The organism is Kouleothrix sp. (genome assembly GCF_046328425.1).
Lineage (GTDB): Bacteria > Chloroflexota > Chloroflexia > Chloroflexales > Roseiflexaceae > Kouleothrix.
Genome location: NZ_JAXLWP010000027.1, coordinates 21,067 through 44,352 on the forward strand (window position 1 = coordinate 21,067; position 23,286 = coordinate 44,352).

Genomic DNA, 23,286 nt, shown 5'->3' on the forward strand with positions numbered 1-23,286 from the left:
TAGTTTACGATGAGCTAAACTGATAGTATTCACCTTCGGTCGTACGCTGAAGTGGCAAAATAGCACTGATGCTGATCTTCTGGTATCGTTAGCTACACTCAAGAACAATTGGTTTTGCTTCAGTGTAAAAGCTTATCTCACGATAGGCGGTTCGGATACAATAGCGCACCCCGCCTCCTTCGGGATATTCGTCGAGGCCGATCAGCGTATCGAGGTCACGTGTACCAACCGCTTCATCCGTATCCCACGTATCGGCAAACTGCTGGATGCCGATAAAGAGTACAACGCGTGCAATAGCGCTTTGGTGTGGATCGCGCAGGATGGTGATGATGAGATGGGCGCGATAGCTATCGTAGCCCAGCGCGTGAATGTAGGTCGCACGGCCGTACGTAATGGTTTGCTCAAGCATCACTATGTATGTTCTCTAGCGTCTAGCCAAACAAGCATGGGGAGTGCCGGTTGCCCTAAAGAGCAGCGTACATGCCTTTCGAGAAGGACATGCTTGATTTCGGCAATGGCAATGATAGCTGACCGCCCAACGTCCTGGCGCTTAGCTGCGCCGCACCAATAGATCGGGAAAGCATTCGGCCATTTCTGGACTTCAAAAACGCACCGATCTTGTGGCCGCAAAGCGGCGTCAGCTACAGCGCCCGGTTGGGCGGGCACTTGGTGCCGACGCTTATTCGATAGACTCTGATGAACAGGCTGCAAGAGCGTGTGCGATTTGTTCTCTAGGGTATACTTCTGTTTCCTGTCTCAAGGCGTGTTCGAGAGCAGGATAGGCTTCACACGCTCGGAGCGCGCCAAGCGACCAAGCCGCACTGCCACGCAGTTGAGCTTCCGTTGCAGAAAGTGCGTCGATCAGACGAGAAATTGCTGGGCGGTAGCCAACCGCACCAATCGCTAGTACAAGCATGGCTTGGACATCGATGTCAGATTCACTCGCCAGATGATGCATGAGGATTGGCCCGGTCGCTGGCTGGCGTATTTTGGCAAGGGCATCTGCCGCTTCATAACGCACGCCGGCATCAGGATGAGTGAGGCAGGCGAGCAACGACGGAATCGCGGATCTTGCACGGCGCTGCCCAAGGAGTTCGCACAGGATACGGCACGTATGAGGATGTTGGCATGCTTGTAAACTTTCGACGAGTGTGCGGACGGTTGTGTGCGCCTGTATTTGGCGCTTAAGTATATAGCCGTGTTTCGAATGAAGTTGTCCTGTCTGTCGGAAGTACGGGTTTATTTCAGCGAGATCGCTTGCGGTGGGTGGCTCAAGCAGACGCAACACATCTATAGGTTGATAGGATTTTGTTGGCATGAGAAGCAATCTCAGTTGGTATGAAGAATAGCGATACGATAATCTTACCACGCTGATGGTGCCCGCCCAACCGTCGGCGTTCAGCCGCGCCGCCACTGGTAGATCGGGAACGCTCAAAGCACATGATAGTACATGAAAAACGCTCGATCTCGCTCGACGCGCAGCGGCGTCGGCTGGAACGCATTGTTAGACCGCAGTCTCGTCTATAGTTGGGGCCTGTAAGTGGCGATATTTCTCAGCATAATATTCTAACAAATACCTGTGTATGAAAATGTATCCTCCACCTACTTTCCGCAGTAATATACGTTCAGCGGCGTAATCAAGAGATTTAGCATAGTTCCAGGGGATGGTTTTTTCGCTAGCAAGTGCAAGTCTTAAGCATATATGCTGTATAACTGCATGACCGCCATATTTTAATCCGAGTGGGGTCGCAAATAATAATGAATTTCTAAGCCCACGCGTAAAGCCTATTAGTAATACAAAAAGAATGCCTTTTCCTATGAATGCTAATCCTCCGAATAAGCCATAACCAATACTATAAAGCGCAGTAATGCCGAATATTACTGTTAGAGCATTCTTTGCAGAATTTCTTATACCTTGATTTGGTTTCAGCTTAAATTGCACATCTAATCTTGCAGAACGAAGACCGGCAATAGAACCTTCACTCAATGCGAAGGATATCAGCTTTTTTCTGCGCAGCCACTCTTGCGTCTCCAAAAGATTCCACTCTAATGAATCAACAGGTTGAATTACTTCTTTCGTTTTCCTCCATCCAGTCTTCAGGCCAGAAGTCATAGCAAATTGAATGCCTAAACCTAGCAATAAATAATTAATTCCGGTAATTAGTTCTCCAGAACCAAAAGCAATAGTATTTTGATTAGCTACGAGTCTTATGATAGCCCAAGCCACTAATCCGTAGAAAATGCTGTAAATGGACATAAGATATAGGGCATGTGTTGTTCTAGCGGACTTGGTGCGTATCCAATCTGGTTGGATGTCCTCTATTTGAAAAATAGATTGTGAATTTTCAATCATTTTACTTGCTAAGTAGCTAAGCTGGATATTGATCTGATCGGGTGAATACCAATTTGATACCCTACGCTCTAGCATTCGATGAATATATATGTCGAAAAGATGTTCTCTGAGTGAATCGAGAGAAGCATGCTCGTCTTTTCCCTGAAATAACCTACCTGAAAAGGCGAAGCACATGATGTTTAACATTAAAGGGTTTTTCGCTAATTCCCTATAAAAACCATCTTTACGTAGAGCTTCGAGAACCCCTAAAAGATCGCCACCGCCTTTTCTTATATAATCACCAATTTGCTTTGGCGTAAGTGGTTGTGCTACAATAGCACAACGTAAGTTTAGTTTCCTTGATAGTCTATTATAATCTTCTATACGACTACAAACCACAATTTGAGTAAGGCCGCGATCTCTCATTCGAAATTCATTTATAGCTTCTACACACGCATTGCGATTGTCGGAAGCAACCTCATCAAGGCCATCTAGAAGCGGCAGTATTTGGTCTTTAGCGATCCATTCTTGGCAAACTATTTTAGGTATATTATATCTAATATTCAATTCATCGATAACCCATTTTTCTAGTGATTGATGTTTATTCCAGGAAGAAAGATTTAAAACTACCGGTATAGGAAAGGTCATATCATTATCAGCAAAAGATAGGAGATGACGAGCAAGTTCTAAGAGTAATGTAGTTTTGCCTGAGCCAGGATCTCCTAAAATCAGCAACTCTCCGCACTGCTCAGTGAATATGTCGATGATATTCGTACTAGATGTGGTGTGAATTGAGTGTTGGTGTGGTGGTCGTATTATTGTGCTCCACGGACACAAAACAGCTTCTGGCTTATAATTCAAGCCTAGTTCTATGAATATTGATTTGTAAAGAGATTCTTCTTGAAATCCCTTAATCCATATAGCTCTTACTCTGGCTATAAGTAAGTTGCGGTTCCGCTTTTCGAGATCATTAATAGGCGGAGCTACGTTCTGAATAATATTAACAGTTGCAGTGCCGTGAACCGCCTGAGCGATGTAGCTGCCTTGAGCGTCTTGGTTGATTGTCTGGTTGGTCATAATATACCAAAGCCTAGCTTATTACTCTACACTTTCTTGGGAGGTCCAGCATCATTAATATTGACGCTGGCTGTACTGCCTCTATCTGCTTGTGCTATATTATTTCCAATTGCGGTTTGTCCACCGGTTTTATAGAACCCTTCTCGTTCAGCCAAAGCTTTAAGATCAACAGCGAATTCAGGTGATCGCAAGGCTATATCTGTAAGGACTTGAATGAGAGGTGCTTCAAACAGTTTTGGGTTTTGTCGATAGCCGGTCAATGCTGTTTGTTCGTCATCTCGTCCGTACTTTTGAATTGCCGCTTCAATAACCGGAGCAAGTGATTCTCCTTTCTTTACCTCTTCTGGCTTGGTGGAAGTAGCTTTACCTTGTTCCTCGGCCTGTCTCATTCCAACCCTGTAGGTCATATATGCTGACAAGGCGCTGACCATACCCGTAATCATCTGTCCTACCAACGCTGCTTCCATTGTGATCTCCCTATTACTTTGACTAAATATTCCATACAAAGTATAGCATCCGCCTGGCTCCGTTACAAGTTGCAACGACTCTTCTCTTCAGAATCTACTGTAAATGAGACTGCTTTAATGCTGCGGTCTAACGGAGTGCCACTAAGCTGCGCCGCCATGATACATTGGTATCACGTTGGTGTCGAGATCGGACTGCAAAATGGCCGCAGCCTTCGGGCCGCGCAGCGGCGTCGGCTTGAGTGGCGGGTTGGGCGGCCCGCACCACCGGCGGTATATACTGGTGACACCAGCGCCCGGCGTGTAGCCGCGCGGGGTATGGTGGGGAAGCGCGGCGCGGGGCAGGTGGGGTATGGTGGTGGGGGCGCCGCGCGGGGTGGGCGCGGCGGGGACGAGAGGGCGCGAAGCCTGAACCACCAAGCCTTCACGACAACGACGACTCTGCGGGCCACCCAACGGAGTGCCACAGCTGCGCCGCCATCATACAGCGGAACCACGTTCGTGTTGAGATCATCGCGCAAAATGGCCGGCGTCTGTGGGCCGCGCAGCGGCGTCGGCTTGAGTGGCGGGTTGGGCGGCCCGCACCACCGACGGTATATTTTGGTGACACCAGCGCCAGGCGTGTAGCCGCGCGGGGTATGGTGGGGAAGCGCGGCGCGGGGTAGTGGGGTATGGGGTATGGGTGCGCCGCGCGGGCGGGCAGCAGGGGCGAGAGGGCGCAACGCCGAACAGCTACGCGCTTACTCCGACCACGACGTTTGCGGGCCACCCAACGGAGTGCCACTAAGCTGCGCCGCCATGATACACCGGTATCACGTTCGTGTCGAGATTGCGCACCAAAATGGCCGGCGTGTCTGGGCCGCGCAGCGGCGTCGGCTTGAGCGGCGGGTTGGGCGGCTCGCACTACGGACGCTCGACCGTGCTGACACCAGCGCCAGCTTGTAGGCCGCGCGGGGTAGGGTGGGGAAGCGCGGCGCGGGGTAGTGGGGTATGGGGTTTGGGGGCGCCGCGCGGGGCGGGCGCGGCAGGGGCGAGATCGCGCAACGCCCGAACAGCCACACGTGTACTCCGACCACGACGCCTGCGGGCCGCCCAACGCTCGGCGTTCAGCCGCGCCGCCACCGATAAGTCGGGAAGGCGCTCTAGCTGATTGTAGCACGTAAAATGCGCCCGATCTTGATCGACGCGAAGCGGCGTCGGCTGGAACGCAATGTTAGCCGGCGAGGCTATAGGGTTGCGCTTTTTGAAAAGGCGGATGATATTTCTCGAAAATCTCTAACTCACTCGTTAATTTAATCACACTTAAAGCTCTATTATTTCCATTTCCGAAGTAGGGCAATTTCGGACAAGGCACGACAGCATAGTTGCTAATAGTTACTGTATACGCTAGTTCGCGATAATCCGCGCTCCAAAAATGTAATCCATCCTCACAATCGCAGATACCTATAAGAATAGCAATATCAGCCATCTTATCGTGATACTTATTTCTTCCTCTGATGTTCGAAAAATTGAATCGTTTCGCATTTGTAGTCTTTTGACGAATACGCGACTTCTTTACTTCAAAAATAATCCCGTTCGATATGACATCTCCTTTTCGCTCATAGTATGTACTTGGCGAATGTTCTCGTGTACCTATTACGTATCCTCCTGTTAATATTGCAATACGATATTCCCAATATCTGGCATCGTCATATCGATGATACTTCGGTTCATGAGGTAGAGACGACCAGGTACGATCTAGCCTATTGATGTTTATGCTGATAGAGTGAGGAAGCATAGGATCTCTCATTGAAAATATGTTCTATTTGAGGTTATCATGAGAAGCGAGATACGTCAAGCGTTACCCTACTGCTTTTGTTCGGCTAAACATTTCTGTTCAAGAAACGAGACGATGACGAATATTATGAGTCTGAATAAGAGTAGAGCTAAAATGTAAGCCGGCTAACGACTTGCCACTAAGCTGCGCCGCCATGATACACCGGTATCACGTTCGTGTCGAGATCGCGCGACAAAATGGCCGCAGCCTTCGGGCCGCGCAGCGGCGTCGGCTTGAGTGGCGGGTTGGGCGGCCCGCACTACGGACGCTTGACCATGCTGACACGAGCGCCAAGCTTTTCGCCGCGCGGGGTATGGTGGGGAAGCGCGGCGCGGGGTAGTGGGGTATGGTGGCGGGGGCGCCGCGCGGGGCGGGCGCGGCGGGGGCGAGATCACGCAACGCCCAAAACGCCATACGTGTACTCCTCCCACGACGCCTGCGGGCCACCCAACGACTTGCCGCTAAGCTGCGCCGCCATGATACACCGGTATCACGTTCGTGTCGAGATTGCGCACCAAAATGGCCGGCGTCTTCGGGCCGCGCAGCGGCGTCGGCTTGAGTGGCGGGTTGGGCGGCCCGCACCACCGGCGGTAGATGCGGGTGACACGAGCGCCAGGCGTGTAGCCGCGCGGGGATAGTGGCGGGGAGGCGCGGCGCGGGGTAGTGGGGTATGGGGTTGGGGGCGCCGCGCGGGGCGGGCGCGGCGGGGGTGAGATCGCGCGAAGCCCGAACCGCCACACGTGTACTCCGACCACGACGCCTGCGGGCCACCCAACGACTTGCCGCTAAGCTGCGCCGCCATGATACACCGGTATCACGCTGGTGTCGAGATCGCGTTACAAAATGGCCGGCGTTTGCGGGCCGCGCAGCGGCGTCGGCTTGAGTGGCGGGTTGGGCCGGCTCGGTATGGTATGGCCCTGCCTTGCGCTTCCGAACGTCTGGTGCGTGCCACCGTGCATAGGAGTTTGCTTCCACGGTGTTTGCTCGTCGCCACTGTGCATACGGGTTCGCTTCGACGATGTCTGCGGGTTGTGACGGTGCATGCGCGCTTCCTTCGACGGTGTTTGCAGGTTGAGACGGTGCATACGCGTTCGCTTCGATGATGTCTGCTCCTGGCCACTGTGCATATGGGTTCGCTTCAACGGTGTCTGCTCCTCGCCACTGTGGATAGGGATTTGCTTCGACGGTCGCTGCGGGTTGCGACAGTGTGTACTCGACCGCCACCCACAGCAGTGTCACGCAAGCGCGCATACTCGAACGCCACGAGCGCGGCTTCCTGACGCAGGAACTGGCATTGATCGGCGAGACGGCCCAACGGATTGCCGCTAAGCTGCGCCGCCATCATACAGCGGAACCACGTTCGTGTCGAGATCGGGCTGCAAAATGGCCGCAGCCTTCGGGCCGCGCAGCGGCGTCAGCTTGAGTGGCGGGTTGGGCGGCCCGCACTACGGACGCTTGACCGTGCTGACACGAGCGCCAGGCGTGTAGCCGCGCGGGGATAGTGGTGGGGAAGCGCGGCGCGGGGTAGGCGGGGTATGGTGGCGGGGCGCCGCGCGGGGCGGGCGCGGCGGGGGCGAGATCGCGCAAAACCCAAACCATACAAGCGTTCACCACAGCCACGACGCCTGCGGGCCACCCAACGCCTTGCCGCTAAGCTGCGCCGCCATGATAGCGCGGAACCGCGCGTGTGTCGAGATCGGGCGGCAAAATGGCCGGCGTTTGTGGGCCGCGTAGCGGCGTCAGCTTGAGTGGCGGGTTGGGCGGCCCGCACCACCGGCGCTCTATGCGGGTGACATCAGCGCCAGCTTATAGGCCGCGCGGGGATAGTGGTGGGGAAGCGCGGCGCGGGGTAGGTGGGGTATGGTGGCGGGGGCGCCGCGCGGGGGAGGGCGCGGCGGGGGTGAGATCGCGCAACGCCCGAATGACCACGCGCTCACTCCGACCACGACGACTCTGCGGGCCACCCAACGCTTGCGCATCAGCCGCGCCGCTCTGATAGATCGGGGACGCGGTCGAGCCGAATGCAGCGTTCAAAATCGCCCCGATCTTGTCGACGCGTAGCGGCGTCGGACTGCATGCGCTTGTTGGGCCGCCCATTTTCACGTGATTTTGAGCGATTTACGTCTCTTCACTGGATAGATTTGCATCTACCGCAAATAAAAAACGTTCGATCGTTTCTATTGTCTCCTCACAGAATTCTCTGCTTAACAAGATTTCATTGTTTATGTCTAATGATATAGTGCTCTTATTACGCAAATATCGGGCCAATTTCTCTCGATGCTCGACATTTTCATCTAGTACTCCTTGATTATGTACAATGCAATTACGAAGTTGCCTGTAGTTTTGAATATCTGACCATTCCCGACTCGTTCCTCTTGAGAATTTTATGCGAACAACTTTCTCTAAATATAGCATGGATCGCTCTAAGCCTGATTTAGCCATATCCTTTAAGTCAATTGTGATACCTATACGCTGCCGTTGCCATTGGCACCGATGCATTAAACTGGTTTCAAGATATGTGTAAAGGCTTACAAAGCAAGACTTCCACAAGATATTTGAGAAATGTTCGAGCATTTGCAGGCGATAGAAATCATAATCCATCTGAGCAGGAATCTGAGTCGAGTCATTAAGAATAGGCTTTATCTCTCCGCGCCGTATGCGCTCGTCTATCACATCAATACTCTCATTATGCTGCCTTGCTTCGGCTTCCAGGAAAGCCTCCATGCTCAAGAGGTAATCACGAAATATGCCAATTTCAGGATTCATCATAGACCACCACGGGTCATCAGGGCTCTGCACCATATCCAACCTCTGAATCTTGTTATTTAGAGTTTCGAAAGTTGTTGCCAGGCATTTTACACGATCTCTGTAAATGCAACGACGGCTGTAGATCATGAGCGGCCCAACGGATTGCCACTAAGCTGCGCCGCCATGATACAGCGGAACCACGTTCGTGTCGAGATCGGGCTGCAAAATGGCCGGCGTCTTCGGGCCGCGCAACGGCGTCAGCTTGAGTGGCGGGTTGGGCGGCCCGCACCACCGGCGCTCTATGCGGGTAACACCAGCGCCCGGCTTGTAGGCCGCGCGGGGTATGGTGGGGAAGCGCGGCGCGGGGTTGCTGGGGTATGGTGGCAGGGGCGCCGCGCGGGGCGGGCGCGGCGGGGGCGAGAGGGCGCAACGCCCGAACAGCCACACGTGTACTCCTCCACGATGCCTGCGGGCCACCCAACGGATTGCCACTAAGCTGCGCCGCCATCATACACCGAGACCACGCTGGTGTCGAGATCGCGCGACAAAATGGGCGCAGCCTTCGGGCCGCGCAGCGGCGTCGGCTTGAGTGGCGGGTTGGGCGGCCCGCACTACGGACGCTTGACCATGCTGACACCAGCGCCAGCTTGTAGGCCGCGCGGGGATAGTGGCGGGGAAGCGCGGCGCGGGGTAGTGGGGTATGGGGTTTGGGGGCGCCGCGCGGGGCGGGCGCGGCGGGGATGAGAGGGCGCGAAGCCTGAACCATCAAGCGTTCACCACCGCCACGACGCCTGCGGGCCACCCAACGACTTGCCACTAAGCTGCGCCGCCATCATACAGCGGAACCACGCGCGTGTCGAGATCATCGTGCAAAATGGCCGCAGCCTTCGGGCCGCACAGCGGCGTCCGCTTGAGTGGCGGGTTGGGCGGCCCGCACTACGGACGCTTGACTATGCTGACACGAGCGCCAGGCGTGTAGCCGCGCGGGGATAGTGGTGGGGAAGCGCGGCGCGGGGTAGGCGGGGTATGGTGGCGGGGGCGCGGCGCGGGGCGGCGCGGCGGGGGTGAGATCGCGCGAAGCCCGAACAGCCACGCGCTTACTCCTTCCACGACGTTTGCGGGCCACCAACGACTTGCCGCTAAGCTGTGCCGCCATGATACATCGAGACCACGCCCGTGTCGAGACCGCGCACCAAAATGGCCAGCGTCTGTGGGCCGCGCAGCGGCGTCCGCTTGAGCGGCGGGTTGGGCGGCCCGCACCACCGGCGGTATATACTGGTGACACAAGCGCCCGGCTTGGAGCCGCGCGGGGTATGGTGGGGAAGCGCGGCGCGGGGTAGTGGGGTATGGTGGCGGGGGCGCCGCGCGGGGCGGGCGCGGCGGGGGCGCGATCACGCAACGCCCAAAACGCCATACGTGTACTCCTCCCACGACGCCTGCGGGCCACCCAACGACTTGCCGCTAAGCTGCGCCGCCATGATACACCGGTATCACGCTCGTGTCGAGATTGCGCACCAAAATGGCCGGCGTGTCTGGGCCGCGCAGCGGCGTCGGCTTGAGCGGCGGGTTGGGCGGCCCGCACTACGGACGGTATATACTGGTGACACCAGCGCCAGCTTGTAGGCCGCGCGGGGTATGGTGGGGAAGCGCGGCGCGGGGTAGGCGGGGTATGAGGTGTGGGGGCGCCGCGCGGGGCGGGCGCGGCTGGGGGCGAGAGGGCGCGAAGCCCGAACAGCCACGCGCGTACTCCGACCACGACGTTTGCGGGCCACCCAACGACTTGCCACTAAGCTGCGCCGCCATGATAGCGCGGAACCACGCGCGTGTCGAGATCGCGCGGCAAAATGGCCGCAGCCTTCGGGCTGCGCAGCGGCGTCGGCTTGAGTGGCGGGTTGGGCGGCCCGCACTACGGACGCTTGACTATGCTGACACCAGCGCCAGCTTGTAGGCCGCGCGGGGTATGATGGGGAAGCGCGGCGCGGGGTCGCTGGGGTATGGTGGCGGGGGCGCCGCGCGGGGTGGGCGCGGCAGGGGCGAGATCGCGCAACGCCTGAACAGCCACACGTGTACTCCTCCCACGATGCTTGCGGGCCACCCAACGGATTGCGCTTCAGTTGCGCCCCACCAATAGATCGAGACGACAGTCTAGCCAAAAGCTACTTTCAAAAAACGTACGATCTCGCTCGCCGCTAGCGGCGTCAACTGCAAGCGCGTGTTGGGCAGGCCAGCGCATGCCGGTTGTATCTCGGGTAAATCTTCAAGTTTGTTTCTATTTTATGGGGTTCGTACGAGCAAAATGTGCTTCAGTGTTAGTCCTTTTGTCCGAAGCCGTGGCAAACCACCGATGAAATTAAACGTTGTCAATCCGGCCATTCCCAGCAGAAATATGCCGAGTTGTATCCATAACCAGGTTTCCATTTGGCTGCCGAAACCGCCAATCAGCAGGTTGGTTAACGGAATAGACACGCTGATGGCTAAGAGTAGAACGCTTACGGCCAGCAGGCCAAGGATGCGCTCTCGATAGCGGATGGCGGCAATGGCGCTTGTGACAGCGGTCCATAGGCAAGCAGCAATGACTGAGATACTCAAAATGACGCCAAAGCTAAACATAGAAGCATACTTTCTACGACGTAATGATAGCGAACATGCTGATAGCGATGAACAACACAGCTACTATCACAATTCTCACATAATGCGGTCATCTGCACAAGAGTAAGGCGCGGTCAAGAGTATTGCCGATTGGCAACCAGTTTGATGTGGCCGGCCCAACGCTCGGCGCTTAGCTGCGCCGCAAAGATAGATCGGGAACGCTGTCGAGCAGAATCCAGCACGTAAAATCGCCCCGATCTCGTCGACGCGCAGCGGCGTCAGCTACAGCGCCATGTTGGACGGCACCTCGGCACGAGCTTATGGGTTGCTCTCTTATGCTGCGTTGTCTTGTGCTGGCTTTTCTTGTGTGCTCTCGGCTTCCATCTCACGCCAGAAATCATCATGGGGAATACCGCCAGTCGTCCGAAGTTGCTCGCGAGCCTCCTGGAGTATCGTTTGAAATCGTCGCGAGTATGCCAGCGTAAGACGCTCCAATTCATCATCATCTTTCATTGGCAAGAGGACTGCCACTGGCTTGCCGTTTTTGGTAATGACGACGAGTTCGTCTTCACTGGCCTTGATGTAGGCACTCAGATTGGCCTTTACATCTGCAACGGATGCTATCTTCATAGTTGTATTTCCTCTCCGCCGATTATGATCCGATTGCCGTGTTTATAGCCGATTGCAAGGATAGAGACGAGTTGCTGATCCAAGTCGACATCGTAGTAGACACGAAAACGGTTCTGCGGACCGAATCGGATTTCCCAAGTGGCCATAAACATGACGGGCCGTTTGAGTGGTTTGCGGTTCCGTGTTTCTATAGTCGGCTCGAACGATAGCTGCTCGTTGATCGCATTGCGAATGAGTGAGTAATATTTGGCCTCAATCGCACGCAAATGATCTTTCGTGAGCGAAGCATACACGAGGGTAAAGGGCTGTGACTCGTTCGGCATAACCTCCCCCAGTTACCGAAATGCTGACTATGATTATAGACATATACGAGGAGGTGTCAAGTGGCGTTTTCGGCTTGAGATCCGCTGAGGTACCGACAGAGGCAAAAGCAGATGTTGGTGTAGTGAATCGTTGCCGTCCAACGACTTGCCACTAAGCTGCGCCGCCATGATACATTGGTATCACGTTGGTGTCGAGATCGGACTGCAAAATGGCCGCAGCCTTCGGGCCGCGCAGCGGCGTCGGCTTGAGCGGCGGGTTGGGCGGCCCGCACTACGGACGGTATATACTGGTGACACCAGCGCCAGCTTGTAGGCCGCGCGGGGCATGCTGGGGAAGCGCGGCGCGGGGTAGTGGGGTATGGTGGCGGGGGCGCCGCGCGGGGCGGGCGCGGCGGGGGTGAGATCGCGCGAAGCCCGAACAGCCACACGTGTACTCCGACCACGATGCCTGCGGGCCACCCAACGGATTGCCACTAAGCTGCGCCGCCATGATACACCGAGACCACGCCCGTGTCGAGACCGGGCTTCAAAATGGCCGCAGCCTTCGGGCCGCGCAGCGGCGTCGGCTTGAGTGGCGGGTTGGGCGGCGCGCACCACCGGCGGTAGACTTTGGTGACACGAGCGCCAGCTTGTAGGCCGCGCGTGGTATGGTGGGGAAGCGCGGCGCGGGGTAGGTGGGGTATGGTGGTGGGGGCGCCGCGCGGGGTGGGCGCGGCGGGGACGAGAGGGCGCGAAGCCTGAACCACCAAGCCTTCACGACAACGACGACTCTGCGGGCCACCCAACGGATTGCGCATCAGCCGCCGCGAGCGCGTAGGATCGCGTTCCACAATAGCTAGGATCTCGCGCGCGAAGCGGTCGGCTGGATCCCACCATCACGGCGAGCCGTGCCTCCCGCACCTGCGAAACTCCCCGGACATCCACCAGCGCGCCTCCACCAGTATGACACAGTGCGGCCAGCAGTCAAGACCCGAACACTCGCTGGAGCTCTCAAGCCCTTGCTGGACAATCGTCGTATCGTCAGTCATAGGGTAGATGTGCAATCGCACCTGCGATTGATACCGAGTTATCAGGGCATTCAGGTGGCAATTGGTTGCTTGACCATCAAGATAGCAGTTTTTTGGATGAATACGACCATATCCTTGATTAATCCGTTTGCTAAAGGAATCACGGCAGCGTCCAAGATACTGAAGGGTGGTATTCGTGGCAAAAGCATACAGCCCTTTTTGCTTGAGCTGAATCGGATCATCCATCGCGAAGTTCGAGAATATCTCATCGCCATACGGGTTAAGAAAGCGGCGATAGAACGGGTTCTGCCCGGTTTTCAGTTGGGAAAGGAAGAGACCAAGCGGCATATCCAGATAGGCCGGATAGTGCTGGAGCACGTCTGCTTGAAGACGCGCGTACCGCTTGTGTCTCACGGTTTCACCAAGCGTTCGGTTGTTCTTCTGCGCGAAGACATTCACCAGGTGCGCTTCGTAAAAACGGAGCACCACTGGTTCAAATAGAAGCGGTTGTGTGTTGATGGACAGATGCATACTCGTGCCAAGTGGTTCAGTGGAATGGCGTATGTCGACTGATAATCGAGAACGTGTCAAGGTGGTATGGGTCTAGAAAGATGCCAGCTAATGACTTGCCACTAAGCTGCGCCGCCATGATACACCGGTATCACGTTGGTGTCGAGATCATCGCGCAAAATGGCCGCAGCCTTCGGGCCGCGCAGCGGCGTCGGCTTGAGTGGCGGGTTGGGCGGCGCGCACCACCGGCGGTAGACTTTGGTGACACGGCGCCAGCTTGTAGGCCGCGCGTGGTATGGTGGGGAAGCGCGGCGCGGGGTAGTGGGGTATGGGGTATGGGGGCGCCGCGCGGGGTGGGCGCGGCGGGGACGAGAGGGCGCGAAGCCTGAACCGCAAGCCTTCACGACAACGACGACTCTGCGGGCCACCCAACGACTTGCCGCTAAGCTGCGCCGCCATGATACATTGGTATCACGTTCGTGTCGAGATCGGACTGCAAAATGGCCGGCGTCTTCGGGCCGCGCAGCGGCGTCGGCTTGAGTGGCGGGTTGGGCGGCCCGCACCACCGGCGGTAGATGCGGGTGACACGAGCGCCAGGCGTGTAGCCGCGCGGGGATAGTGGCGGGGAGGCGCGGCGCGGGGTAGTGGGGTATGGGGTTGGGGGCGCCGCGCGGGGCGGGCGCGGCGGGGGTGAGATCGCGCGAAGCCCGAACCGCCACACGTGTACTCCGACCACGACGCCTGCGGGCCACCCAACGCCTTGCGCGTCAGCCGCCGGCTGGAGGGAACGGTAGTGATAGATCGAGAGGGCTTTCTTTCTGCACCTGGATGCCAAAATCGCCCCGATCCAGCCGGTCGGCTGCACGCGCTTGTTGGGCCGCCGATGTAGTGCTATACGAATCTACGTGTCAATACATTAAAAATATGTTCTCATCACAGCACCATATACGAGTAGTGCTATTATTATAAACTGAATAATGCATAAACCTAGCAGGAAGTAAAAGAAACCATCATATCGAGAACGATACACCTCACGCCAAGCATTCTGAAATTCGATATCCATTTTCATCCTTCTCATCATGTCACGATCATCGTCTATTTTTGGATAGCGAACTGACACTCTGGTGTCAAAACTACCGAACCTCCGAGCGGCAACTTGAATAAGCTTGTCGGCTTCTTCGCGAATTAACTGAATACTGTCGGAAAAGTCTTTGAACGATGACACAATTTCATAAGCCGAGAGAATGGCACCAAAGATAATAATCAAACTACCCGATTGTATTGTCTTGATGTTAATTTCCACCCGTATACCAAAAGCCACCTCAAGATCTCTAGGCAAATTTGTCGTTAAAGTTTGTATAACCGCTTCCTGAATTTGGCGATATTGTTCACTTGATTCTGACAGCAGTATCTTTTTGGGGGAACCATACTCATTCCCGTATTCGATTGTTGCCTGGAATATTATCTCTCTCCTTCTCCACGGCAATTGACGCCCTCGAATACTCATAGGTTGCCTCCGTTTTATCGACTGCTAATCTCTAGAGTAGCAAAGTTATGAAACATCAGAAGTTCCTTCTGTAGTATAACACCTTTGATCATGATCACGGGTGCGATTGGATTGAGAATTATTAGATCATATGTTCTATCTGATGTTTGTCGTATTAATAAGAAGCAGCTACACGATGCTTATTCTATCGGGTTCTGATGCGCGGTGTGAGCTTTAATGATGGCGGCCCAACGCCTTGCCGCTAAGCTGCGCCGCCATGATAACGCGGAACCACGCGCGTGTCGAGATCGCGCGGCAAAATGGCCGCAGCCTTCGGGCTGCGCAGCGGCGTCGGCTTGAGTGGCGGGTTGGGCGGCCCGCACTACGGACGCTTGACCGTGCTGACACCAGCGCCAGACTTTTTGCCGCGCGGGGATAGTGGTGGGGAAGCGCGGCGCGGGGTAGGTGGGGTATGGTGGTGGGGGCGCCGCGCGGGGCGGGCGCGGCAGGGGCGAGAACGCGCACCGCCCGAAAGGCCACGCGCTCACTCCGACCACGACGCCTGCGGGCCACCCAACGACTTGCCGCTAAGCTGCGCCGCCATGATACACCGGTATCACGCCCGTGTCGAGATCGCGTCACAAAATGGCCGCAACCTTCGGGCCGTGCAGCGGCGTCCGCTTGAGCGGCGGGTTGGGCGGCAGCTTTGTTGCAGGAGCGCAGAGGTTCCGCTCATCCGTCGAAGCATCCACCAAACGGGTGTCGTGGTTCGCCACGGTCGATACCGCACAGTCTTCTGGTGTCGTGGTTCGCCACGGTCGATACCGCACGGCATGAGGCTTTCGTATTCGCCACCGTCAGTACCGCACAGGAGCCGCCCAACGCCCTGCGCTTCACCCGCGCCGCACCGATAGATCGAGATGTGGTTCGAGTGCATCTGGATGCCAAAATAGCTACGATCTTGTCGACGCGCAGCGGCGTCGGGTGCAAGCGCTTGTTCGGCGGCAACGCCGAGGAAGATTTATGGATTGCCAGATGGCTGGAGCCAGACACTCTGGCATTCAAGGCGAAATCGACACCCACTCACCGTCGTGATCGTATGCTGCTGGATACCATTTGTTGATGATGTATTCACCGCCCAATCATCAATCGTTGGCATTGCCGAATAATTGCTATGCAGGATTGTCTGAACATCACCCACATTACGGAAATAGATCGTGACCTGACGGCTAGTAAGACCGAACGCCGCTAGGGAACCAATATCTTCTTCGGGATTGAGGACAGTCGAATACATGCCGGTTACTTCGCCGTCCGCATCCCATACGAATTGGACGCGTTCAAGATCAGCATCATGCCACAAGCCAGTCAGGGTCAAGTCAGTCAAAGCAACCATTGGTATTGATACTCCACTCTGCTATCGAACAGAGTATATCGTAAAAGGGGAAACCGCACATTGCTGGAGATGGACAGGTGGCGCGCCACAGGGTGCGATGAGCAATAGGCGTCCATTCGGGTTTCGCTTGATCTGGAGTCTGTGCCGTTGAGGCGAAAACACCTTAAACACGCGCACAGGCGCGAATAGTTGCCGCCGAACGACTTGCCACTAAGCTGCGCCGCCATGATAGCGCGGAACCACGCGCGTGTCGAGATCATCGTGCAAAATGGCCGCAGCCTTCGGGCCGCACAGCGGCGTCAGCTTGAGTGGCGGGTTGGGCGGCCCGCACCACCGACGGTATATACTGGTGACACCAGCGCCAGCTTGTAGGCCGCGCGGGGATAGTGGTGGGGAAGCGCGGCGCGGGGTAGTGGGGTATGGTGGCGGGGGCGCCGCGCGGGGTGGGCGCGGCGGGAGCGAGATCGCGCGAAGCCTGAACCGCCACACGTGTACTCCGACCACGATGCTTGCGGGCCACCCAACGGTCAGGGTTCAGCCGCCCGCTTGCCCCTCGCCAACGCCACCGACCTAGGGGAGGGCATGTGTTCCAAAACGCAAAAAACCCCGATCTTGCGCCGCGCAAGCGGGTCGGCTGCAACCCGATGTTGGGCCGCATGGCTTTCATATGCGGTAAACGGTGTTACGAGGGGCTTTGGGCGTTGTTTTACGCAGCCGCAGCGAATTCAGCCACGGCGACCGGTCGGGTGGTCGCCAGCCGTTGGCGCTCGCGTTTAATCCGCTCGATCGCGTGCAATGTCTGCGCGGTCAGATAACTCTCGCCGCAGCTTGGGCAACTGATGATCGGGACATTCTCGATCACCAAGAGTTGATCTCCTTTGCCATAACTGCGCGTTACATACCGAAGTCGCGCCCCTGGTTTGCCGCAGTTGTCACAGATCCGCAGCTCATCTGGTTGTGGGTTATTCGACATAGACCGTAATGATCACGACCCTATCGATCGGGCTGAGTTTTGCTACCACTATCACGTCAAGTCCGTCGTCCGTCTGCCCGTTGATGAGATACTTCCAAGCTTCGGTGTTCCGGTCGCGTTGCCGTTCGACAATCTGCCCAGTCAGGATGACCTGTTCCACATCCAGGATAGTCAGTGCGTCATCATCCATCTCCTCATCGGCGTGAATGGTCATGACGTAATCAAGCGCCATACATAACATTACTTGGATAAAACGAATATCATAACACGAGTTACTTCATTGTTTCATTCTCCCTGGAGTAATAATTACAGTTCCGAGCGATTCTGGAGGATTGCCAGGGGCATCTATACTAATGGCTTGGATATCATACAGAGATAGCTTTGTCATCAGACCTGTGTCAACTATCTCGCCTGATAAATAGGTATCTCTTATATTTATTGCTTCGCCATTGTAAATTTCAAATGCAGGCTTGCTTCCGCTTTTCGGTAGGGGAAGATACGTACCAATTTCGCAGCGGATAGTTTCTTTATTCCGTAGAGTAACAGTTGCATCAAGAAATCGAATATCCCAGTGCGCAACTTCTGGATGCTGGCGCTTAGAGGGTTGCATCGTAATACTGGCAATGTCTCCAAAAGATATCTCTGTTTTTGCACCACCAGCAATAATCACCGGCAACTTGTTCACTGTTATAGTAGCCTCCTCACCGCCGAGCATGTACCCCCTTCTATCCAAATAATCGTAGACCAAATGAACATTCTGGAGAGTGATTGTGGTTACTGTAGGCGTTGGTGTCGGTGGGACTGGTGTTGGTGTCGGTGTCGGCGGCTTTGGAGTTGGCGTTGCTGTCGGGGGGATAGGCGTTGCTGTCGCAGGAACAGGTGTTGCTGTCGCAGGGACAGGCGTAGCCTGTAATGTGATCGTAGGAGTACCGCACCCTGCCAGGGACACAACAGTTAGCACCAGGCTGATAACGAGGTGCAGTAATCTGTGACGATTCATGTTCTGCTCCTTTCTGTTGTGAAGGATCGTGCCTGTTCTCCGTATGTATTAAACCACCTTTATGGGAAAAGAGCAACTGACGGAGAAAAATTACGTTCGGTGTGAAGGTGTGCTAGTTGGGGTTGATTTTCATACACCACGGGAGCGGCCCAACTCATTATTAGACGGACAAGTCCATACACCTTGGAGCTGCACTGTTGCGACTATTGCATACACCTTGGAGCTGCACTGTTGCGACTATTATATACACATGGGTAGAAGTATAAACAGCCGCGCCCTACCGCAAAGCCACATGTTCTGACTCGGCAAGCGAAACCTCGTGTACACACATAGTGATGCGCATTGGGCACGGAGCAAGCATAGCACAGATTCGCGTCATGGCAAGCGGTATGGCGTAAAGCTCTGCGAATTGGCGCAGAGCTGCGAGCGCCTGCGAGCCAGGCTTGATTTCAACGATCTGTTGCTGCACCCCAGCGATACGCGTCGCACCGGGCGCTTGTGCTTCGAGCGCCTCGATCGGCTGCGCGCCGTGGATATACTGCGCGGCGATGGTCGCCTTCGCGCCGATGATCGCACGCTGGAACGCCCAGCCGGCCTCGCTCCCCGCTGATTACGTTTACCTAAACTTCTGCAGATGTGTACCGGCAAGCTGTAGCAAGTGCCCAGGCTACGGGCCGCGCCAGCAGCGCAGGCGTGCGCGGCATAGTTGGGCTGACACGTTGCAAGAGCGTGGGTTGTTCTCGATTAACAATGCTAGTACTGAGCTGAATTTCTTGGTTGCTAGCGGTTAAGATTTAGGAAAGACTATCACATATTTGGACTCCAGTAATAGTATTGTCATTTTTGGCACGTATAAATAAGCTACTTGTATGATCATAGCCCATGGCACGAGGGAAGCCTACGCGATGAGTATTCAGTCACTTGAGCGCACGGTTTGCGCTCCTGGCTCTACACATAGCAGTGTTAGCGAGAGTATCCGGTTTGATTTTATTGATGGATTACGCGGGCTTGCAATCTTGCTCGTGCTTCTGCGCCACTACTACATGGATACGTATATAGCGGGGCTTCCACGCTGGTTTGATACACTTGGTCTTGGCTACCTTGGGGTGCATCTCTTCTTGCTGCTATCGGGCTTCTGTATCGCCTGGCCATACCTCGGCCCAGCTAAGCGCCAATTTGCTATACGCGATTTCCTGGTTCGTCGCTCGGTACGTATTCTTCCCGCCTACTATGTTGCCCTGCTTATTGCCCTGGTACTCGCGCTGCCGATGGGTAGCCGAGAGATCCTCATCCAGCTGATGACCCACATAACAATGACGCATAACTGGTTCACGTCTACAGTGCTGGCATTGAACGGGCCGTTTTGGTCTCTCGCATTAGAATTTCAGCTGTATCTTTTGTTCCCTCTGATGCTGTGGGCGTATCGCCGGTTTGGTCTATTGCCGATGCTCGGCGTCGTGCTCATATCGCAAGTCTGCTACCGTTCGATTATAGCCCTCAACTATGGAACCGAATACACAGATGCGACCTTTACACTTACCTGGAGTGCTTTTGGCTGCATGTTTGATTTTGCTTTAGGGGTTTTTGCTGCCAGCGTGTTTGTTAGCCCACGCTATCTGTCCATCCTCAAGAGATGGCATCCGTATTTGGCACTTCTCTCGGTATTGTTGATCGGATGCGCCGTTGTTGCGAAAAGATACCTGGGCGAGACTGCGCCTGCCACCGACTTGCTGTGGTCGGGGGCTTTTTTGTGTATCCTGCTGATCTCAAGCCAGTCAAACACGATTATCAATCGCCTGATGTCGAGCCGCCCTATTGTGTGGCTAGGGGCTATTTCCTATAGTGTGTACCTGGTGCATACGCTACTTATGCGGTATTTCACTACACCTATACGCGGTTGGCAGCAGCCGTCTCTTGTGATGATATTCACTCTCCCTATCATCATTATCACTACTCTCTGCTGTTATGGATTTTATTGGCTGGTTGAGAAGCCCGCAATGCAATACTTTACGCGGCGGCGTCAACGAACGGTGGTTCGCCCGCGTGCCGAGCCATCGTAGAGCCTGTATTCCTTGGACGCTACAGTATCGCTGCCGCCTCCAAACCTGCCCGATTGCGCGAGCCGAACAGGGCAGCGGCGTACGTTAGAGCTGTTTTCGTGCTGCTACTCACCGCCCCACCAATCCCCCGCCAGTTCTGTTTGCCCATAGCCTGTCGCCGCGCAGGCTGATAGGGCGAGCATCCACAGATTGCACCGATGACACACATGACGATCGCGCTTACGCCAAGGGTTGGCGTGGCTTGGACAGCCTGTTTCCAATCGCTCTACGCGACTCGCCGGCCGGCCGGGAGTTTTGTGTGGGCTTTTCTTCCAACCATGTAGCAGTTCGTTCCAAAGAAGTTGGCCGGTCTTCCAACCATGTAGCAGTTCGTTCCAAAGAAGTTGGCCGGTCTTCCAAACAAGTTGGCGCTCGTTTCAAACGGATCGGGCTTACCGACAGAACATGGAGACGGGCCGTGATCATTGGTGCGCGCGGTGGATTCGTGCGCGTGCGCGGCATTCCAGCGCGGCGGCGGCACACAGCGGCGAGCGGCGGGCCAGGGCGCAGCGCCCTGGCAGGCGCCGGCATGCACGGCACGGATTTTGAGATACATCGTTCACCCAGGGCGCTTGCGGCGCGGCGGCGGGCTGGCTATACTGCCTGCGCATGCCCGCAGTCGTACTATGTGAGGAGAGAACGCATGCTATTCCGATCTCTGCGCGCCGGGGGCGCGCTGCTGCTGGCCCTCGTGGCGGCCACGGCCATTGCCGCGCCGGCAGCAGCCACGGCCGTGCCGTCGGGCTTCGCCGACGCGCTGGTGGCCAGCGTGCCCGCGCCCACCGCAGTTGCGTTCGTCGCGCCCACGCGCATGCTGGTGGCCTCGCAGGGCGGCCAGCTGCGCGTCATCCAGAACGGCCAGCTGCTCGGCCAGCCCGCGCTCGACCTGACGGTTGGCGACCGGGTGTGCACCAACTCCGAGCGCGGCCTGCTGGGCGTAGCCGTCGACCCGAACTTCGCCAGCAACCACGCCATCTACCTGTACTACACCTACAAAAAGTTCGGCGTGTGCCCCACCGGCCAGCCGACCAACCCGCAGGTGCCGGTGAACCGCGTCGCGCGCTACACCCTCTCGGACGCGAACGTCGCCAGCGGCGAGACGATCCTGATCGACAACATCCCCTCGCCCAATGGCAACCACAACGGCGGCGACCTGCACTTTGGCGCGGATGGCTACCTGTACATCAGCGTCGGCGACGGCGGCGCCGACTACGCCGGCGACAGCGGCGGCGCCGGGGCGAACGACGCCACGCGCGACCGCTTCATCCTGCTGGGCAAGATCCTGCGGATCACGCGCGACGGCGGCATCCCGGCCGACAACCCGTTTCAGGGCGCGGGCACTGCGCGCTGCAATGCCGACGGCCGCACCGCCGCCACGAATATCTGCCAGGAGACGTTCGCCTGGGGGCTGCGCAACCCGTTCCGCTTCGCCTTCCGGCCGGGCAGCAGCCAGTTCTTCATCAACGACGTCGGCCAGAACGCGTGGGAAGAGATCGACCAGGGCCAGAGCGGCGCCGACTACGGCTGGAACTGCAAGGAGGCCACGCACCCCAACAGCACCAGCGGCAAGTGTAGCCCCGCGCCGCCAAACATGGTCGACCCGATCTACGAGTACGACCACAGCACCTGCAGCTCGATCACCGGCGGCGCGTTTGTGCCAGCGGGCGCGTGGCCGGCGCAGTACGAGGGCGCATACCTGTTTGCCGACTACGTATGCGGCAAGATCGTCGCGCTGAAGCCGCAGGGCAACAGCTACGTCGCCAGCGACTTTGCCACCGGCATGGGCGCCAACAGCGCCACCTCGCTGCTGTTCGGGCCATACAACGGCGGCCAGGCGCTGTTTTACACCACCTACGCTGGCGGCGGCCAGATCCGCCGCATTGCCGCGACCGCCGCGCAGAACCGCGCGCCCAGCGCGGCGATCGGCGCCAGCCCGGCGTATGGCGCGGCGCCGCTGACGGTGAGCTTCAGCGCGGCGGGCAGCAGCGACCCCGACGGCGACGCGCTGGCGTACGACTGGAACTTTGGCGACGGCTCGGCGCACGCGAGCGGCGTAAGCGCGAGCCACGAGTACGCCGCCGGCACCTACACCGCCACGCTCACAGTGAACGACGGCAAAGGCGGCGTCGCCAGCGCCACGCAGCGGATCGACTCGGGCAACACCCCGCCGCAGCCGAGCATCGACGCGCCGCCTGTAAGCGCGCGCTTCGCCGTCGGCCAGAGCATTACGCTGCAGGGCAGCGCCAGCGACACCGAAGAAGGCGCGGTGCCGGCGGCGCGGCTGAGCTGGCGCGTGCTGCTGCACCACAACGCCCACACTCACCCGTTTGCCGGCCCGGCGAGCGGCGCGAGCCTGACGATCAGCGCGCCGCCGCCCGAAGACCTGGCCGCCACCGAAACCAGCTACCTCGAAGTGCAGCTCAGCGCCAGCGACTCGACCGGGCTCACCGGCGTGATCACGCGCGAGCTGCGGCCAAACCTGGTGAATGTGACGCTCGACACCAGCCCGGCCGGCCGGGCGCTGCTAGTGAACGACGTGGCGATCAGCGCGCCGCGCACGCTGGTGTCGTGGGAAGGGTATAATCTCACGGTCAGCGCGCCGGGGCAGCGCGACGACAGCGGCGCCTGGATCATGATTGTGGGCTGGGCCGACGGCCCGGTGGCCACGCCGGCCGCGCGCACGATCGTCACGCCTGGCGCGGCGGCGAGCTACACTGCAGTGTTCGGCCCGGCGAAGGTACGCTACCTGCCGCGCATTACGCAGCCGTAGGGGCGTGATATGTGCGGTTTTCCGCGCCCGGTGCGGAAAACCGCACAAAGCATGGGAATTGCCGGAATT

16 protein-coding genes are annotated in these 23,286 nt (G+C 57.1%); 2 read left to right on the top strand and 14 right to left on the bottom strand.

Annotation, left to right across the window (positions count from 1 at the left end):
• Positions 1–88 precede the first annotated feature (88 nt).
• The 14 genes from U0177_RS22335 to U0177_RS22400 form a co-directional block, all read right to left on the bottom strand.
• The gene (locus tag U0177_RS22335; RefSeq protein WP_409572884.1) at positions 89–409 is read right to left on the bottom strand and encodes a hypothetical protein; all 321 of its coding nucleotides are present in this window, start codon (positions 407–409) and stop codon (positions 89–91) included.
• 270 nt (positions 410–679) lie between these two features.
• Positions 680–1,318: a HEAT repeat domain-containing protein gene (locus U0177_RS22340; RefSeq protein ID WP_409572885.1), complete on the bottom strand. Its 639-nt coding sequence runs from the start codon at positions 1,316–1,318 to the stop codon at positions 680–682.
• Positions 1,319–1,504: 186 nt separating this feature from the next.
• Positions 1,505–3,409, bottom strand: coding sequence for an NACHT domain-containing protein (locus U0177_RS22345; protein ID WP_409572886.1), 1,905 nt, complete (start codon positions 3,407–3,409; stop codon positions 1,505–1,507).
• Between the two features lie 26 nt (positions 3,410–3,435).
• Positions 3,436–3,876, bottom strand: coding sequence for a hypothetical protein (locus tag U0177_RS22350; RefSeq protein WP_409572887.1), 441 nt, complete (start codon positions 3,874–3,876; stop codon positions 3,436–3,438).
• A 3,931-nt stretch (positions 3,877–7,807) separates the two neighbouring features.
• Complete coding sequence (locus U0177_RS22355; RefSeq protein WP_409572888.1) at positions 7,808–8,458, bottom strand: hypothetical protein; 651 nt, start codon at positions 8,456–8,458, stop codon at positions 7,808–7,810.
• 2,253 nt (positions 8,459–10,711) lie between these two features.
• The gene (locus U0177_RS22360) at positions 10,712–11,047 is read right to left on the bottom strand and encodes a hypothetical protein (RefSeq protein ID WP_409572889.1); all 336 of its coding nucleotides are present in this window, start codon (positions 11,045–11,047) and stop codon (positions 10,712–10,714) included.
• A 312-nt stretch (positions 11,048–11,359) separates the two neighbouring features.
• A complete protein-coding gene (locus U0177_RS22365; protein ID WP_409572890.1) occupies positions 11,360–11,656 on the bottom strand; it encodes a type II toxin-antitoxin system Phd/YefM family antitoxin in 297 nt (98 codons plus the stop codon).
• Positions 11,653–11,979, bottom strand: a complete 327-nt coding sequence (locus tag U0177_RS22370) for a type II toxin-antitoxin system RelE family toxin (protein ID WP_409572891.1) — start codon at positions 11,977–11,979, stop codon at positions 11,653–11,655. Before U0177_RS22370 ends, U0177_RS22365 begins: the two co-directional genes overlap by 4 nt.
• Positions 11,980–12,854: 875 nt before the next feature.
• The gene (locus U0177_RS22375; protein WP_409572892.1) at positions 12,855–13,517 is read right to left on the bottom strand and encodes a hypothetical protein; all 663 of its coding nucleotides are present in this window, start codon (positions 13,515–13,517) and stop codon (positions 12,855–12,857) included.
• A gap of 895 nt (positions 13,518–14,412) precedes the next feature.
• The gene (locus tag U0177_RS22380) at positions 14,413–15,003 is read right to left on the bottom strand and encodes a hypothetical protein (RefSeq protein WP_409572893.1); all 591 of its coding nucleotides are present in this window, start codon (positions 15,001–15,003) and stop codon (positions 14,413–14,415) included.
• A 1,000-nt stretch (positions 15,004–16,003) separates the two neighbouring features.
• Positions 16,004–16,375, bottom strand: a complete 372-nt coding sequence (locus U0177_RS22385) for a hypothetical protein (RefSeq protein ID WP_409572894.1) — start codon at positions 16,373–16,375, stop codon at positions 16,004–16,006.
• A 706-nt stretch (positions 16,376–17,081) separates the two neighbouring features.
• Positions 17,082–17,348 (bottom strand): type II toxin-antitoxin system MqsA family antitoxin, encoded by a 267-nt coding sequence (locus U0177_RS22390; protein WP_409572895.1) that lies wholly within the window; start codon positions 17,346–17,348, stop codon positions 17,082–17,084.
• Positions 17,338–17,580 (bottom strand): DUF4258 domain-containing protein, encoded by a 243-nt coding sequence (locus U0177_RS22395; RefSeq protein WP_409572896.1) that lies wholly within the window; start codon positions 17,578–17,580, stop codon positions 17,338–17,340. The genes U0177_RS22390 and U0177_RS22395 overlap by 11 nt, the downstream gene beginning before the upstream one ends.
• A 45-nt stretch (positions 17,581–17,625) precedes the next feature.
• Complete coding sequence (locus U0177_RS22400; RefSeq protein ID WP_409572897.1) at positions 17,626–18,348, bottom strand: hypothetical protein; 723 nt, start codon at positions 18,346–18,348, stop codon at positions 17,626–17,628.
• Positions 18,349–19,217: 869 nt separating this feature from the next.
• On the opposite strand from U0177_RS22400, the gene U0177_RS22405 reads away from it, so the two are divergent.
• Positions 19,218–20,408 carry an acyltransferase family protein gene (locus U0177_RS22405; protein ID WP_409572898.1) on the top strand — a complete coding sequence of 397 codons (1,191 nt, stop codon included), beginning with the start codon at positions 19,218–19,220 and terminating at the stop codon, positions 20,406–20,408.
• Positions 20,409–21,090: 682 nt separating this feature from the next.
• The gene (locus U0177_RS22410; RefSeq protein ID WP_409572899.1) at positions 21,091–23,217 is read left to right on the top strand and encodes a PQQ-dependent sugar dehydrogenase; all 2,127 of its coding nucleotides are present in this window, start codon (positions 21,091–21,093) and stop codon (positions 23,215–23,217) included.
• Positions 23,218–23,286 lie beyond the last annotated feature (69 nt).

Excerpts from the sequence above, each read along its gene's own strand:
- U0177_RS22335 (WP_409572884.1), bottom strand. The coding sequence starts at position 409 with ATGCTTGAGCAAACCATTACGTACGGCCGTGCGACCTACATTCACGCG.
- U0177_RS22340 (WP_409572885.1), bottom strand. The coding sequence starts at position 1,318 with ATGCCAACAAAATCCTATCAACCTATAGATGTGTTGCGTCTGCTTGAG.
- U0177_RS22345 (WP_409572886.1), bottom strand. The coding sequence starts at position 3,409 with ATGACCAACCAGACAATCAACCAAGACGCTCAAGGCAGCTACATCGCT.
- U0177_RS22350 (WP_409572887.1), bottom strand. The coding sequence starts at position 3,876 with ATGGAAGCAGCGTTGGTAGGACAGATGATTACGGGTATGGTCAGCGCC.
- U0177_RS22355 (WP_409572888.1), bottom strand. The coding sequence starts at position 8,458 with ATGATGAATCCTGAAATTGGCATATTTCGTGATTACCTCTTGAGCATG.
- U0177_RS22360 (WP_409572889.1), bottom strand. The coding sequence starts at position 11,047 with ATGTTTAGCTTTGGCGTCATTTTGAGTATCTCAGTCATTGCTGCTTGC.
- U0177_RS22365 (WP_409572890.1), bottom strand. The coding sequence starts at position 11,656 with ATGAAGATAGCATCCGTTGCAGATGTAAAGGCCAATCTGAGTGCCTAC.
- U0177_RS22370 (WP_409572891.1), bottom strand. The coding sequence starts at position 11,979 with ATGCCGAACGAGTCACAGCCCTTTACCCTCGTGTATGCTTCGCTCACG.
- U0177_RS22375 (WP_409572892.1), bottom strand. The coding sequence starts at position 13,517 with ATGCATCTGTCCATCAACACACAACCGCTTCTATTTGAACCAGTGGTG.
- U0177_RS22380 (WP_409572893.1), bottom strand. The coding sequence starts at position 15,003 with ATGAGTATTCGAGGGCGTCAATTGCCGTGGAGAAGGAGAGAGATAATA.
- U0177_RS22385 (WP_409572894.1), bottom strand. The coding sequence starts at position 16,375 with ATGGTTGCTTTGACTGACTTGACCCTGACTGGCTTGTGGCATGATGCT.
- U0177_RS22390 (WP_409572895.1), bottom strand. The coding sequence starts at position 17,348 with ATGTCGAATAACCCACAACCAGATGAGCTGCGGATCTGTGACAACTGC.
- U0177_RS22395 (WP_409572896.1), bottom strand. The coding sequence starts at position 17,580 with ATGGCGCTTGATTACGTCATGACCATTCACGCCGATGAGGAGATGGAT.
- U0177_RS22400 (WP_409572897.1), bottom strand. The coding sequence starts at position 18,348 with ATGAATCGTCACAGATTACTGCACCTCGTTATCAGCCTGGTGCTAACT.
- U0177_RS22405 (WP_409572898.1), top strand. The coding sequence starts at position 19,218 with ATGATCATAGCCCATGGCACGAGGGAAGCCTACGCGATGAGTATTCAG.
- U0177_RS22410 (WP_409572899.1), top strand. The coding sequence starts at position 21,091 with ATGCTATTCCGATCTCTGCGCGCCGGGGGCGCGCTGCTGCTGGCCCTC.